Annotated in this window: 12 protein-coding genes; 4 read left to right on the top strand and 8 right to left on the bottom strand. The window is 65.7% G+C overall.

The window, feature by feature from the left end:
- Nucleotides 1–14 precede the first annotated feature (14 nt).
- On the top strand, nucleotides 15–257 hold the full coding sequence (gene rpsR, locus AB1L88_RS05145) for a 30S ribosomal protein S18 (RefSeq protein ID WP_169981172.1): 243 nt from the start codon (nucleotides 15–17) through the stop codon (nucleotides 255–257).
- Nucleotides 258–480: 223 nt separating this feature from the next.
- Here rpsR and AB1L88_RS05140 read toward each other — a convergent pair whose 3' ends face one another.
- Nucleotides 481–2,103 carry a DUF1570 domain-containing protein gene (locus AB1L88_RS05140; protein ID WP_367095554.1) on the bottom strand — a complete coding sequence of 541 codons (1,623 nt, stop codon included), beginning with the start codon at nucleotides 2,101–2,103 and terminating at the stop codon, nucleotides 481–483.
- A 94-nt stretch (nucleotides 2,104–2,197) separates the two neighbouring features.
- On the opposite strand from AB1L88_RS05140, the gene AB1L88_RS05135 reads away from it, so the two are divergent.
- On the top strand, nucleotides 2,198–2,716 hold the full coding sequence (locus AB1L88_RS05135; RefSeq protein WP_367095553.1) for a hypothetical protein: 519 nt from the start codon (nucleotides 2,198–2,200) through the stop codon (nucleotides 2,714–2,716).
- 425 nt (nucleotides 2,717–3,141) lie between these two features.
- Nucleotides 3,142–4,152, top strand: a complete 1,011-nt coding sequence (locus tag AB1L88_RS05130) for a tetratricopeptide repeat protein (RefSeq protein WP_367095552.1) — start codon at nucleotides 3,142–3,144, stop codon at nucleotides 4,150–4,152.
- 13 nt (nucleotides 4,153–4,165) lie between these two features.
- On the opposite strand, the gene AB1L88_RS05125 is transcribed toward AB1L88_RS05130, so the two are convergent.
- The 7 genes from AB1L88_RS05125 to thiS form a co-directional block, all read right to left on the bottom strand.
- Nucleotides 4,166–4,951 (bottom strand): hypothetical protein, encoded by a 786-nt coding sequence (locus AB1L88_RS05125; RefSeq protein ID WP_367095551.1) that lies wholly within the window; start codon nucleotides 4,949–4,951, stop codon nucleotides 4,166–4,168.
- Nucleotides 4,952–5,013: 62 nt separating this feature from the next.
- Nucleotides 5,014–6,753, bottom strand: a complete 1,740-nt coding sequence (locus AB1L88_RS05120; RefSeq protein ID WP_367095550.1) for a GspE/PulE family protein — start codon at nucleotides 6,751–6,753, stop codon at nucleotides 5,014–5,016.
- Nucleotides 6,754–6,874: 121 nt separating this feature from the next.
- On the bottom strand, nucleotides 6,875–8,038 hold the full coding sequence (locus AB1L88_RS05115) for a PilT/PilU family type 4a pilus ATPase (RefSeq protein WP_367095549.1): 1,164 nt from the start codon (nucleotides 8,036–8,038) through the stop codon (nucleotides 6,875–6,877).
- A gap of 147 nt (nucleotides 8,039–8,185) precedes the next feature.
- On the bottom strand, nucleotides 8,186–8,965 hold the full coding sequence (hisF, locus tag AB1L88_RS05110) for an imidazole glycerol phosphate synthase subunit HisF (protein WP_367095548.1): 780 nt from the start codon (nucleotides 8,963–8,965) through the stop codon (nucleotides 8,186–8,188).
- A gap of 187 nt (nucleotides 8,966–9,152) precedes the next feature.
- Nucleotides 9,153–11,147 (bottom strand): helicase C-terminal domain-containing protein, encoded by a 1,995-nt coding sequence (locus AB1L88_RS05105; RefSeq protein WP_367095547.1) that lies wholly within the window; start codon nucleotides 11,145–11,147, stop codon nucleotides 9,153–9,155.
- Between the two features lie 43 nt (nucleotides 11,148–11,190).
- Entirely contained in the window at nucleotides 11,191–11,946 is a 756-nt protein-coding gene (locus tag AB1L88_RS05100; protein WP_367095546.1) for a hypothetical protein, read from the bottom strand.
- 110 nt (nucleotides 11,947–12,056) lie between these two features.
- The gene (gene thiS / locus AB1L88_RS05095; protein WP_367095629.1) at nucleotides 12,057–13,151 is read right to left on the bottom strand and encodes a sulfur carrier protein ThiS; all 1,095 of its coding nucleotides are present in this window, start codon (nucleotides 13,149–13,151) and stop codon (nucleotides 12,057–12,059) included.
- A 269-nt stretch (nucleotides 13,152–13,420) separates the two neighbouring features.
- On the opposite strand from thiS, the gene AB1L88_RS05090 reads away from it, so the two are divergent.
- The gene (locus AB1L88_RS05090; protein WP_367095545.1) at nucleotides 13,421–14,377 is read left to right on the top strand and encodes a CAP domain-containing protein; all 957 of its coding nucleotides are present in this window, start codon (nucleotides 13,421–13,423) and stop codon (nucleotides 14,375–14,377) included.
- Nucleotides 14,378–14,406 lie beyond the last annotated feature (29 nt).

Here is a 14,406-nt window from a genome sequence, read left to right as displayed (position 1 = left end):
AGGACGCAACCTCAATGCCTCGTAAACGCTTCGGACGAAGCCGCAAGAATCGTTGCCGTTTTTGCACCCCCGAGGGATGCCCCCGGCCGGCTTACGTCGACTACAAAGATATGAGCCTGCTGAAGAAGATGCTCACGAACCAGAGCAAGATGTTCTCTCGCAAGCGGAGCGGGAACTGCGCCGCGTTCCAGCGCGCCACCGCCGAAGCGATCAAGCGGGCTCGCTACATGGCGTTGCTGCCTTACGTGGGTGAGTGAGCCGACGATAGACGCGCGGAGACCCCGAGGGCATCGTTTCGCCGGTTCCGAGCGATCTTTGTTTGCATGCAGAGCCGGGGAACGGTGCCCCCTCCTCCATCAATTCGCGTAGGAGGGGGCTGCGTTTTCCGGTTCGGTTTCCTCAATCGAACGGAAACCGATTGAAGATGCTGCCGCTCGCCGATCATCGACGCCCGAGCTGATCTCCGAGTCGGAGCAGCCCTCAGGGCGTCGATTCTGCGTAACGACCCTGGCCTGTCACAATGGCCGAGGTCTCAGTGAACGCCGAGTGCTCGATCCGATCGCGACCGATTGGCCGGGCGACGAACGCCCGAAACTCCTCATCAAGCTCGTCGAACGATCGGCCCAGGTGGGTGGCGAGACTCCGGTCCGATCCGGGACGAAGCTGGCCCCGGTAGGCATTGCGAGCGTAATCGAGGAACGCCTCGCGGTCCCGCCCGTGATCGTGATCCATCAAATACACGGTCAAGGCGATCGCCTGCGCATAGTGGAGATGGGGATCACCCCCGTTGCCTCCATTGAAGGCCACGCGATCGAGCGAGACGAATCGTCCGACCGGGATTAATTCATCTCGCTCCACATGGCGACGATGCGCCTCCTCGAAACGAGGGCCGATGCGTCCCCCGTAGTGGATTGTGCCGTCATCCTGGGGTGCCACCGTCTCGAAATAGGTCCCCAGCCCTTCGAACACCCAGAAGTCTCCGGCGTTTCGGAGATACTCCGACGATCCCGCCAGTTCGAAGAGGAGCTGGTGAGACACCTCGTGATAGAGCGTGGCCTCGACGGGGAGCAAGCCTCCTTCGTCCTTGAAAAAGTAGCTGCTCTTCTGCGTGTCGAGGTAGATCCCGAGCGTGTCCTTGATCCCCGGATCTCTGAGCCGAGGCGCGAGGTAATCGACGTATTGTTGCTTCGTCCCGAAATAGAAGACCCGGTGTTGGCGGGGTGCATTCGGGGGGGCCGTGGCGCTGGCTGACCGCTTCAACTGGGCCAGCTGCAGTCGTTGAGGTCCAATCAGATCGGCCCCGACCGACGTAAAGAGATCATAAAAGGCTTCGAGGCGGCGGCCGAAGTCGATCCCTTCATCCAGGGGGACGCTGGCCTGGATCTTGAAGTGCGGCGTCGTGATCTGCCAGCCGTTGGTCACCGCTCCCTGCCGCGCCGCATCGGCTTCCGCGGCCGGGACCCATTCGATGCCCGCCCTCCCCACCCGAGGGGCGGCCGGCAGCAACCCTTGCTCGAGGTTGGGGACCCATTCGGCCGGAATCCAGCCATAGTCCGGATGGGGAATGTCTCCATTCTCGAGCCTCAGAATCGCGTGCGGAGTGGCCCATCCTCCTTCGTGCGGGACGTAGCCGAGCAACCGACGTGCCTCGGTATCGTCCGGCCTCCGGCGCAGGAGGTTTCGGAGACTCGCATCCGCAAGCGCGAGTTGCCCGGCCTCGAAGGCCTGGTTCGCGAGTTCTTCGTACTGCGTCGCCGCTTCGGATCGAATGGCATCGACTTCAGGGATCGTGTCCGCGTCGTCAGAAACATCGTCCCCGGCCGGGACGATCTCAGGCATCGGGATGAAACGATTCGGTCCGTCAGGCCGCGGCGATGGCTCGATCAAGGCCCGAACGGCCTGAGCGTGCGAGGCGTCTCCCGTCGACTCCAGCCGGTTTGCCAGGGCTTCCAGCGCCTCCGACTCGGTCGAGAGGATCTCAAGCGACCTGGAGCTGCTCGCTTGGACATCAACCCCGCTGCTCGGGGTCGAGGACGCCTCGCCAGACCGAGCGAGGCCGATTCCCAGCAACACCGCCACGACGATCCCGGTGGCGCTCAGCATCACGGGCCGATTCTCGGCTGGACCCATCGAACGGATCGTCGCACAATGACCGCGAAACGTCGAATCCCGATCCGAGGGCTGAAGGGCTGGTAGCATGGCGATTCGATCCCTCGTGCCTTGCGTGATGGGAATGCTGGGCGGCCTGCTTCTGGGATGGCTCGCGGCATCCTATTCTACCCCGAGCCTCCGGGCGGGGCAGGGGGATCGCTCGGGCGATTCGATCCTCGCCACCGGGCCCGTTTCGGTCGAGATGGACCGCGTGACCAGGCAACTCAGCACCACGGACGCGGTCTACTACCTCGATTATTCGCGCGGGAGACTCCTGGCGACGATCCCGGCCCTGAAACAGACGGTCTCCGGCACGGAGGTCCTCGGTGATTTCGCGACTCGCGATCTGGTGGCGGATTTCCAGCCCCCACGAGGGGCAACCCCTCGGTTCGTGATGACCGTCGGTCAGCTCGGGCTGGGGACAGGTACGGGCTGGGCGCCGTTGTATGTGCTGGAAACCCGGTCGAACACCATGGCGACCTATCGCCTCACTCCCGGCCCGCTCCGCCCCGGAGCAGAGCAGCCCCCCACCTTCGAGCTGCTCGAGCTGAAGCAACTCCCCTGATCGGATCGCGTCCCCTTGCCCGTGAGTCGGGGGGTGGGGACAATTGATCCTGGCGAGCCGGCCGCAGGGATGACCCTGGAGCGGCCGTCGTCAGGCGATCGGCACACCCGTGTCGGCTCGTCGTCTCGATCCTATCGCGCACAGCCTTCATCATGAATTCTCACGAGCAGCCTGGCGGAACGGTTCCGAAGCCGATCGATCACCCTGGGCTCGAACCCGATGCCCCGGGATGGAAACGGCGCCTGCTGCTGGGAGCCGGGCTGGTCCTGGGCTTGCTCGGCCTTGTGCTCCTGTTGAGGCCCAGCCCAGACCCCGACCAACTGTGGCAAGACGCCCAGGAAAGCCTGAAAGCCGGCCGATTTGCCGAAGCCGAACGCGCCGCCGATCGGCTCGCGCGACTCCGTCCGCCGACGGATGCCGACCGGATGCTGAACGCCCAGGTCGCCATCGCTCAGGAAGAGACGGACGAGGCACTGGCGATCCTCGACGACCTTCCCGAGTCGAGCGCGCTCCGTTCCCAGGCCCTGCTCCTTGCCGGGCAGCTTGAATTGCGTCGGGACCGGCTAAGGATCGCGGAGGAGTACTTCCTCAGGGCGATCGAACGCGACCCGAACCTGACGCAAGCCTACCGTGAACTGATCTTCATCTACGGCTTCCGGTCGCAGTCCGAGGCCATCGAGGAGATCTTCACCCAGCTCGCCCGACTCGGGCCGCTCTCTCCAAAGGAAGCATTCGTTTGGTCCTTGATTCGAGGAGTGCAGTGGACTCCCGAAGAGATTGTCGAGACCCTCTCCCGAGCGGTCCAGGCAGACCCCGATGACACCCGATCCCGGATCGCGCTGGCCGACGCCCTGCTCGAACTGACGCGATTCGAGGAGGCGGAGACGGTGCTTGCCCCCCTCGACCTCTCGGACCCCGATTCCCGGGCTGCCCTCGGACGCCTCGCCCTGGAGCGCGGAGACGTCCCGACGCTCCGGACGTTGCTGGCCGAAGCTCCCAGGGATCATCCGGGAATCGCGCTGCTCCGAGGAAAGCTGGCGCTTCAGACCCGTGACCTCGACGCCGCGGTCGCCTCCTATCGGGCCGCCCTGGAGCTGCGACCGAACGACCGAGACGCGCTTTCGGGGCTGGCCCAGGCCCTGAATCAATCGGGGAAACGAGACGAGGCGACCGCGGTGACCGGGCAACTGACCCAGGTGAACCGGCTGAACAACCTGCTGAACACCCTGCCGACATACGACGGGAGTCCGGATGCCGATCGGTATGTCGAACTCGGTCAGGTTTGCGAGGCGATCGGCTTCACGCCGCAGGCCCGGGCCTGGTATCAGTCCGCGATCCAGGTTGACCCGTTTCACAGAGAGGCCCAGCAAGCCCTCGCTCGGCTTGGTGACGGCCCCCCCGAATCGCAAGGCATCGGCTCGGATGCTGGAGATTGAGCCGACCCGGACGTCAACCGGTGGGGGCGATCCCGACGGCGGCTCCCCCGGTCCCGCCCGGGATTCCGGGGCCGCCGCCCGGCATGCCCGGGCCCGCCCCTCCCGGCATTCCAGGTTGCATCTCCCCTCCCGGAGATGAGCCCGCGGCGCCTGGGTCCGTGCCGCCTTGCGAGGAGGTCTCCTGCCTCCACCCCTCACCGAAGGGTCGGGCATCTTCCTGGTCGATCAGCCATCGGCCCTCGGGATCGAACACACGCTTGTTCTCGAACTCGCCGAACGGGTCGATCGCCGTCTCGTCGTAGGTGGAAAACGGATATCCGGTCGTGTGCTGGAAGAAGGCCAGGAAGCGGTGATCGAGGCCCATTCCGAACGGGGGCCGGGTGTCGTGTCCCACCACATCGAATATCTTCTTGTGGACCGGCGCGGTGTGGAAGACCAGGATGATGAACGAGGTCGCCACCGCCGAGGCCGCCAGCCCGAACCCGATGCGACCGGCATGGAAGACCGGCATGGGGAACCGAATCATCGTGGGGCCGAGGGAGTCGGTGGTCAGTCGGAGCACCACGAACGACACCAGGAACAGCACGAGCAGGCACGCGAGATCGGCATACCCGTACGACCACGATCCGGCGTTTTCCGTGATCAGCGTCGCCAGCGGTTCGTAGAAATTGAACGCGATGACGCTGGCGAACAGGACGTTGAAGAAGACGAGCGCGGCCCCCCAGAGCCCCTCGCTCATGACGGTGTAGGTCAACCCCAGGAACACGGCCACGATGCCGAGCTGTACGACGATTTCCATCCGGTTGAGTCCCCTTCGGACCTCGCAGCGAGGTGGGAAAGAAAAGGAGTTGTGACGCCGAGTTACTTCACCACCCGCATGAGTTCTTCGATGGACGTCCGCCCCTGGATCACCTGGCGGAGGCCGTCTTCGGTCAGGTAGATCATGCCGTTCTTGCGCGCCTCGTCCTTGATCGCCTTCACCGACGGGTTCTCCCGAATCAGCTCGCGCATGGGGTCGGTGATCAGCAGGAGTTCGAAGATCCCGGTCCGCCCCATGTAGCCGGTGCCGCCGCACATCGGGCAAACCTGTTCCGGCTCCTTGGGAGGACGGTAGAAGACGTCGACCTTGTCCGGCGGGAGATTCGCCTTCTTCAGGAATTCGGCCTTCGGCTTGTACGGTTCCTTGCAGGTCTCGCAGAGCAGCCGGACCAGCCGCTGGCCGAGAATCGCCGTGATCGAGTTGGCGATCATGAACGGCTCGACCCCCAGGTCGAGCATCCGGAACAGCGCCGTCACGGTGTCGTTGGCGTGGACGGTCGAAAAGACCATGTGCCCGGTCGTCGCCGCCTGGCAGGCGATCGTGGCGGTCTCCTGGTCGCGAACCTCGCCGATCATGATCACGTCGGGGTCCTGCCGCAGGATCGACCGCAACTGCTGGGCGAAGGTCTGGCCCGCCTTGGTGTTGATCTCGATCTGGGTGACGTTGTCGATGTGATATTCGACCGGGTCCTCGACGGTGATGATGTTCTTCTGGAAGCGGTCGATCTCCCGGAGGCAGGCGTAGAGCGTGGTGCTCTTGCCCGATCCGGTCGGCCCGCAGCAGAGGAACATGCCGTGCGGCTGGTTGACGATCTCCCGGATCGACGCGACCATCTTCGGCCGCATGCCCACCTCTTCCAGTCGGCCGACCGAGGCGGCGTTGTCGAGGATCCGCATGACCAGCTTCTCTCCGGCCTTCGAGCCGGAGGTCGCGACGCGGAAGTCGATCTCGCGCCCCTCGAACTTCGCCGCGAAGGAGCCGTCCTGCGGCTTCCGCTTCTCGGAGATGTCCATGGCGCAGAGGACCTTGAAGATGTTGATCACCGCGTCGCCGGTCGGGCGATCGAAGGGCTCGGCGGCGTGCATGATGCCGTCGATCCGATATCGCACCGCCAGTTGGTCGGGCCCCGGTTCCAGGTGGATGTCGGTCGCCCGCCGCAGGATCGCGTCGTAGACCAGCTCCTTGGCCCCGATGAATTGCGGCGAGCCCTCGGCCTTCGCCACCCGATCCTCGTCCACCTTCCCCGTGGACGACTTGCCCATGAAGGTGATCGGCGGCCCGCCGTGGTAGTCGGTCCCCTGTTCCTTGTTGAAGATCCGGCGCTTCAGCAGGCCGTTCATCAGCTCGCCGAAGTGATAGGCCGTCAGCACCTTCTCGTCATCGGGCACGGTCTGATTGCGGGAATAGGCATAGGTCAACGACGGCGCCAGGTAGGCGATCAGCAGCAGGACCAGGCCGATCGGATAGAAGGGGATGATCCAGACGAGCAGGAACCCCAGGATCCCGCTGAAGAAGACCAGCGAATTCCACATCTCGAACCGGATGTTCTGCAACTCCCGGGTGTCGTCGTCTACCCAGTCCACCGTCTTGACCCAGGCCAGGTAGATCAAGACCACCGGGACGAACTTGAACAGGTTCAGGTAAAGGCCGGGACCTCGGAGCGCGTTGATGGCCGCGGACTGGGCCAGAAGCAACCCCGGCAATTCGGCTGCCTCGGCCCCGTGAGCGAGGCCGAAGAGCGCCAGGGCAATCATCGCCAGGACCAGGCGCGGGCGGATCATGAGTGGAACTCCGAAGCGGCGAAGTGGAGACAAGAAACGGGGGACCGGATCCCGAGAACCGAGACACGCGACGCACCGCGGGAGGGGACCTCGACAACGAGGCCCCCTGGACGCGGGATGATTAAAGGATACCAGGCTGGGCGATGGTAATCCCCTTCAGCGCCATCTTCAACGCCTCGGGGCTGGGAGCGACCTCGAAGGCCGTGGCCCGTTCCACCTTCTCGGCCTGGACGAGTTGCTTCAGGCTCTCCGTGAAGTCCTGCATCCCGTCTTCCTTGCCGATCCGGATCGCGTCGCCGAGCTTGCCGTCTTCCTCGTTGAGGATCAGCTTCCGGACGGTGGGGCTGGTCCGCATGATCTCGCAGGTCGGAATCCGGGTCTGACCGGTCTTCTCCGCCCAGTCCTTCGCGGTCGGCAGGAGCTTCTGGGCGATGATCGCCTGGAGGTTGAACGCCATCGACTGCCGAAGCGCCGGGTGCATGTCGCGCGGGAAGAGGTCGAGGATACGACCGATCGTCGACGGGGCCGACGAGGCGTGGATCGTCCCGAAGACGAGGTGGCCCGTCTCGGCCGCGTGCATGGCGGCGTTGAACGTGTCGCGGTCCCGCATCTCGCCGACCAGGATGATGTCCGGGTCCTGCCGCACCGCGTGCTTCAGGGCCGTGTCCCAGTCGATGACGTCGATCCCGACCTCTCGCTGGTGGACGATCGATTTCTTGTCGACGAAGGTGAACTCGATCGGGTCCTCGATCGTCACGATATTGCAGCGTTCCCGAGCGTTGACGTACTCGAGCATCGACGCAATCGTCGTCGATTTCCCGGAACCGGTCACGCCGGCCAGGATCACGATCCCCTGGTCGTGGCTGGCGATCTCGGCGAGGACCGGCGGAAGGCCGAGCCCCTCGAAGTCGGGGACCTGATTATTCACGCGGCGGGCAACCAGGCTGAGCTTCCCGCGCTGGCGGAAGAGATTCACGCGGAACCGGGTCTCCAACCCGTCCGGCTCCGTCAGGATGTGGGCGAAGTCGACCCCGCCCTCCTCCTCGAGGATCTTCTTCTGCCGGGCCGAGAGCAGGGGGAACATCAGTCGTTCCATGTCCGCCGTGGTGAGCGGGGGGAGCTGCATCTGCCGGAGCACGCCGGTCAATCGCATGGCCGGAGACACCCCGACCTTCAGGTGAAGGTCGGAGCCTTTGTGCTTCATCACCATCCGGAACAGCTTGTTGGCTTCCGGCTCGCTGGGATTGACGGGCTCGATCGTCTGGGCATCGATACCGGTGGCCATGGTGGCTCTCCTGCGACGGGGGACCGGGCGAATCGTTCAGGGAGGATCTCGGGAACGTGATCGGTCGCGAACGGGATCAAGGGGCAGCCGTCCGAGTCAAAAGACCTTCTTCAGGCCCTCGACGCGGCGAGACCCGCCGAATCGTCGTCATCCTGAAGCCAGCTCTCGGACGGGAACGTGATGACGAGCGAGATACGCTTTGGTCTCGGCTATGGTGAATTCTCGATAGTGGAAGATGCTCGCCGCAAGGGCCGCGTCGGCCCCGCCCTCGACCAGGGCGGCCCGAAGGTGCTCCGGATGACCGGCCCCGCCGGAGGCCACCACCGGGATCGTGACCGCGTCACTCACCGCCCGGGTCATGGGGAGATCATACCCGTTCTTCGTGCCGTCGGCATCCATGCTGGTAAGAACGATCTCGCCGGCCCCCAGCCGCTGCACCTCCCGGGCCCAGGAGACGGCCTCGAGGCCGGTCGGGATGCGTCCGCCGTTGATGTGCACCTCCCAGACTTCCTGCTCGCCCCGCGACACCCGCTTCGGGTCGATATTGACCACGATGCACTGGCTGCCGAAGCGCCGAGCGGCCCGGCGGACGAACTCTGGATCGCGGACGGCGGTCGAGTTGATTGAGACCTTGTCGGCCCCGGCATTCAGCAAGGCTCGAATATCGTCGAGGGTCCGAATCCCCCCGCCGACCGTCAGCGGCATGAAGCAGACCTCGGCCGTGCGACGGACCACGTCGAGGAGGATGCCTCGGCCTTCGTGGCTGGCCGTGATGTCGAGGAACACCAGCTCGTCCGCCCCCTCGGCGTCGTAACGCGCGGCGACCTCGACCGGGTCTCCGGCGTCCCTCAGGTTCAGGAAGTTCGTGCCCTTGACGACCCGGCCCTCGTTGACGTCGAGGCAAGGAATAATCCGCTTGGCGAGCATGGAGCGACGGTCCGTTGCGAAGAGGCGGTCACGGAAGAAAAATGGGCGACGGCCTGGTGAGTCCAACGCGCCGGTCAGCCTTGGAATGGAAGAATTGTACCCCTCAATCACGGCTCATCCTAGAGGATCGCCGAGAGCGGCCCGCTCGGCCCGACTCCGAGGGGCCTCGCTTGCCGGGGCGGGGCCATCATCGGCGCGAGGACGACCCCGGAGGCTGGGGGTCGATCGACCTGGGGCAATCGGGCAGGCCGTCGAGGAACGCCCGACCGTAGGGCTTGGTCAAGACCCGGGGGTCGAGGATGACCACGATCCCCTGATCGGTCCGGGATCGGATCAATCGCCCGAACCCTTGCTTGAGCTTCAAGACGGCCTCGGGGACCTGATGCTCCAGGAACGGATTGCCCCCTCGGGCCCGGATCGCCTCCAGCCTCGCTTCGAGTAAGGGCCGCTCCGGGACGCTGAACGGCAGCTTGGTGATGATGACATTCGCGAGCGCTTCCCCCGGCACGTCCACCCCTTGCCAGAAGCTGTCGGTGCCGAACAGGACGCTCCCCACGTTCGATCGGAACGACTCGATCATCTTCGAGCGTGGGAGGCCGTCACGCTGAGAATACAGCGGAATGTTCCGCTCGATGAACCAGGGGAGCAACGCCTTCGCGGCCGATTCCATGAACCGATACGACGTGAACAGCACGAACGCCCGGCCCCCGGTCATTTCCAGGTAGGTCGGGATGGCCTGCAGGCAGGCGCGTTCGAATCCCTTCGGGTCGTCCGATGGATCGGGCATGTTCCGGACCAGATGGAGGCGGGCCTGGTCCCGGTACTCGAAGGGGCTGCCGAGCTGGAGCGACTCACCGCTGCTCAGCCCCAGGCGGGTCCGGATGAACCGGAAGTCGGGGGGCGACCCGGAACAGAGCGTCGCCGAAGCGAGGATGCAGGTCCGCGTCTCCTGGAACAGGAGCCGGTTCAGCACCGGCCCGACCTCGATCGGCGCCGCCGCGAGCGAGACCCGACGCCGCTGCGGCGTCCCCTCCAGGTCGACCCAGTAGACCCCGTCCGGTTCCGACTGCTCCAGCCAACGATCGATGCTGATGGCCGTCAGGTCGCAACGGTCGCCGACGGCGGTCAGTTCCAGCCGCTGCCCCTCGTCCTCGATCTCTTTCGCCCCCTCAAAGATCTTGCTCGCCAACCGCCTGAGGGTCTCGGGAAGCTCGGTCCGAAGGCCGATCGGCCTGCGAAGCCGGCCGTTCGGCTGGCCTTCGGATTCTCGCCAACGCGTGACGGCGGCAAAAAAGGCCGACGCGGCAATCCGGGCGGGCCGGGTGGCGTCGATCGCCTCGTCGAGGTCGAAGTGGGCGAGCAGCCCTTTGCGGGTCCGCTCGTTGTAAAGCCTGCCGAGCAGGTAATCGACCTGACCAGACGTGATCCGGAGCCCGAGGTGATCGCCCGCGATCGCTTCGAGCGTGTGGGCCTCATCGAAGACGACCACGTCGTAATCGGGCAGCAGGCCGAACCCCTCGGCCCGGAGCGCCAGGTCGCTGAAAAAGAGGGCGTGGTTGACCACGAGGATGTTCGCCGTCCGCATCCGACGGCGTGCCTTGAAATAATAGCAGTCCTGGAATCGCGGGCAACGCTTCCCGAGGCAGTTGCCGTTCTCGCTCGCCACCGCGTCCCAGACGGCCGAGAGCGGCCGGAAATCGAGATCCGATCGACTCCCGTCGTCGGTGTGTCTCGCCCACGCCTTCACGCTGTTGTACTGGTCGAATTCGTCCGGGTGCTGGAAGGTCGCCATCGCCCGGCTGCCGGCCGTATCCAGCCGGCGAAGGCTGACGTAGTTCGACCGGCCCTTGACCAGCGTCGCCGTGAACTCGCACGGCATCACCGCCCGCAGGAACGGCAGGTCCTTCTGGAGCAACTGCTCCTGGAGGCTGATCGTGTGGGTCGAGACGACGACTTTCTTTCCTCCCTCGGCCGCCGCCAGGATGCTGGGCACGAGGTACGCGAAGCTCTTGCCCACGCCGGTGCCCGCCTCCACGACCAGGTGGCCCCCCTCGCCGATCGCCCGGGCGACGGCCTCGGCCATCGCCAGTTGCTCGGGGCGAGCCTCATAGCCCGGCATACGTCGGTTGACGGCGCCGCCGGGGCCGAGGATCGGGCCCGGGTTGAATTCGAGTTCGGTCATGCTCGGCCTCCCGACCGACCTTTGGTCTTCACGGATCGGGATCTCAGGTGGCCTCGGGATCTCGCAAGTCCACCCCCGACATCTCCCCCGGCCGGCGAGCGGTGATCCGAATGACCATCGCGTCACGCCCCCAAAGGACGATGATCGGCAGCACGACGCAAAAATACAGGACTTCGACCGCCAGGATGCTCGGAATCCACCAGGCCGCGTCGGGCGGTGACACCAACGGGAGCCAGCAGACGGCGACCGAAACCGTAAAAATCCCCACCAGGAGTCCGAGCATGGCGATCAGCGGCACCCGGTTGCGCGATCGGCCAACCCAGACCTGCACCCGGCCCCGCCTCGCGACGACGATCGCGGCCATCGTCACCAGCGTCGCCGAACCAGCCCCGGAAAGCATGATCAGCCCTGCCGTCATGAACTCGACGGGGGCTTCCCGGGGGGCGGGCACGCCGACGAACGTCTCCAGCAACGAGGCCCCGAAGGCGATTCCGACCATCAATCCCAACGCGATCGCCGTCGACTGCCAGATTCCCCAGGCGATCTGAAACAACGCCTCGGCGATCCGCCTCGCCCGGTTCGACTCGTGCCGGGCACCCCTGCCAGCGGCACCGATCGCACTGAGCGTCGGCTTCAGACTCCCGACGCCGACCGCGAGCGCCGGATTCGCGGTCAATTCGAAGACGAGCCAGGCGACCGAGACGCTCGCCGACCAGAGGAGCCAACGGCGAGGCCTGCTGGCATCGCCGTCCTCTTCGATGCTCCCGGAACCCCAAGCTGATTCTTCGGCATGAAGCACCGGAGCCCTCCCTCGGCTCCCCGAATGCTCGATCGGGGCTCTCTAGGCCAGCCGCGAATCCCCAACTCCATCCGGTTCGCGGCCGATCTTCCCCACGGTGATCCACCGATTCAACGCCGATGGATCATCCCCTCGGTCGGGCTCGACGCGGTCGCATAAAGCTTCTTCGGGATCCGACCCGCTCCCCCCGCGAGGCGGCCGGCCTCGCAGGCCAGTCGCATGGCATGGGCCATCCGAAGGGGATCGGCGGCCGAGGCGATCCCGGTATTCAACAACACGCCGTCGCAGCCGAGTTCCATCGCAATCGCCACGTCGCTCGCGGTTCCGACCCCGGCATCGATGATCACCGGATAATCAGGGTCGTCTCCCTTCAGGTCCTCCAGGATGATTCGGATGTTGTTCGGATTCAGCACCCCCTGACCGCTGCCGATCGGACTCCCGGCCGGCATGACCGACGCCGCCCCCGCGGCCTTCAGGTGCCGCGCCATCACCGGGTCGTCGCTCGTGTAGCAGAGGACCGTGAAGCCGTCCTTGACCAAAACTTCGGTCGTCTGGAGCGTGGCGACGGGATCGGGCAGCAGGGTCCTCGGGTCGGCCAGGACTTCGAGCTTCACCCAGTCGGCCCCCGGATTCTCGAGCCCTTCGAGCAATTCGCGTCCGAGCCTCGCCGTGCGGAGCGCCTCCTCGGCGTTGAAGCAGCCGGCCGTATTGGGGAGGATCGTGTAGCGAGCCGGGTCGAGGTAATCGAGCAGGTTCCGACCCTCCTTGTCAAACAACCGCTCGCGGCGCACCGCGACGGTCACGACTTCGGCCCCGCTGGCGTCGAGGCACTCACGCATCAGGTCGAGGGTCGCGTACTTGCCGGTCCCGACGAACAGGCGGCTCCGGAAGCGGTGCGAGCCGATCGTGAGCGCATCGGGGCCGAACCCTCCGGCCTCCGTGGCACCCCCGCCCACCAGTGTCACCACCTCGACCTCATCCCCCTCGCCGAGCATCGCCTCGGCATGGCGGGCGCGGGGGACGAGCACGCGATTGACCTCGACCGCCACGAACTCGGGCCGGACATCGAGATGATTGAGGACCTCGGCCACGCTGAGCGGTCCGGGAAATGTGCGCTGTTCGCCGTTGAGAAGGATGGTCACGTCAGGCGACCCTCGGAAAGGCTCGGTCGTCGGATCGGCCGTCTTGGCCGAGGTTTGCGTCAACATCTGTCCATCGTAGAGCGGGCGGAAGCGATGGTCAAGCCGACCCGGTTTCCCTGGGATTCCAACCCCTCGGATGACGATCGAGTTGACAGGCCTGGTTCAATCCCGCATCTTCCCGTCGTCGGGGAGCACTCGATGCCGCCGGGCTCGCGTCTCTGAATGGCCCGATTTCGACCCGATCTCGGGATCGGCCTTGTATTCGCCCGGCTTCTGCGTCCATCGTCTTGCCAAGGGGTGGCCCTGTGTCTCATCGCCAACGTCGCCGAAGGATGCAACCCCGCCTGGAACGGCTCGATGATCGCGTGTTGCTCTCCTCCGCGCCTTCGGTGGCGATCCAGGATCGCGTCCTCTTCATCGTGGGGACCGACGCCGACGACCAGGTCGACGTGACCGTCCGGCCCTTCCGCCTGGGGACGCAAACCATCCCGGTGGTGCGCGTCGCAGGCGTTCCCCGATGGTTCCCCGCCACGCGCTTCGATCTGGTTGCCGTGAATGCGAAGGCAGGGGACGACCTCGTCACCGTCAATGACCGAGGGCTCCCTCTCTTGCCCTTCTGGATCGACGGCGGTGAAGGGAATGACACCCTGCTCGGCAGTTCGGCCAACGACACCATCATGGGCGGGGCCGGCGATGACGTGATCGAGGGGCGCGGCGGGGCGGATCTCATCGACGCCGGCCCCGGTTGGAATGTGATCAACGGCGTCGGCGACCCACTCCCCCCACTCGGCGCCGTCGCCGATCCGGTGCCGGCCTTCGCCCCGGACGCCGGATTCCCGGGGACCGGTGCCCAGGTCCCCCTCCCCGGCAGCCCCCCGACATCGATCGCGCTGACGCTCGACGAGTGGGCGATCGTCTCCCAGACCAATCAGGCCCGAGCCGAGGTCGGACTCCCGCCGTTCGTCGTCAGCGAGTCGCTCCAGCAGACCAGCCGCCTTCACGCCGAGAACATGGCGCGTTTGAATCGGATTTCCCACGTCTTGGCCGAGACCGAGACCCCGACGCTGGCCGATCGAGCACGAGCGGTCGGCTACGGGTTCGATGCCCTGGCAGAGAACCTGGCATTCAACTACGCCTCGCCGTCGCTCGCCGTGGAGGGCTGGCTCGCCTCGGACGGGCACCGGGAGAACCTGCTCTCTGATGAGTACACCGAGCTCGGCGTGGCGATCGCCCGCAACGCGATGGGGCAGCCGTATTACGTCCAGGTCTTCGGCCGACCGGCCGCCTGACCGGCCAGGGCATGCCGTGCCCGATCGCT

The organism is Tautonia sp. JC769 (assembly GCF_040717455.1).
GTDB lineage: Bacteria > Planctomycetota > Planctomycetia > Isosphaerales > Isosphaeraceae > Tautonia.
Note: the sequence above shows the minus strand (reverse complement) of the source record. Positions and strands in the feature narration are given on the sequence as shown.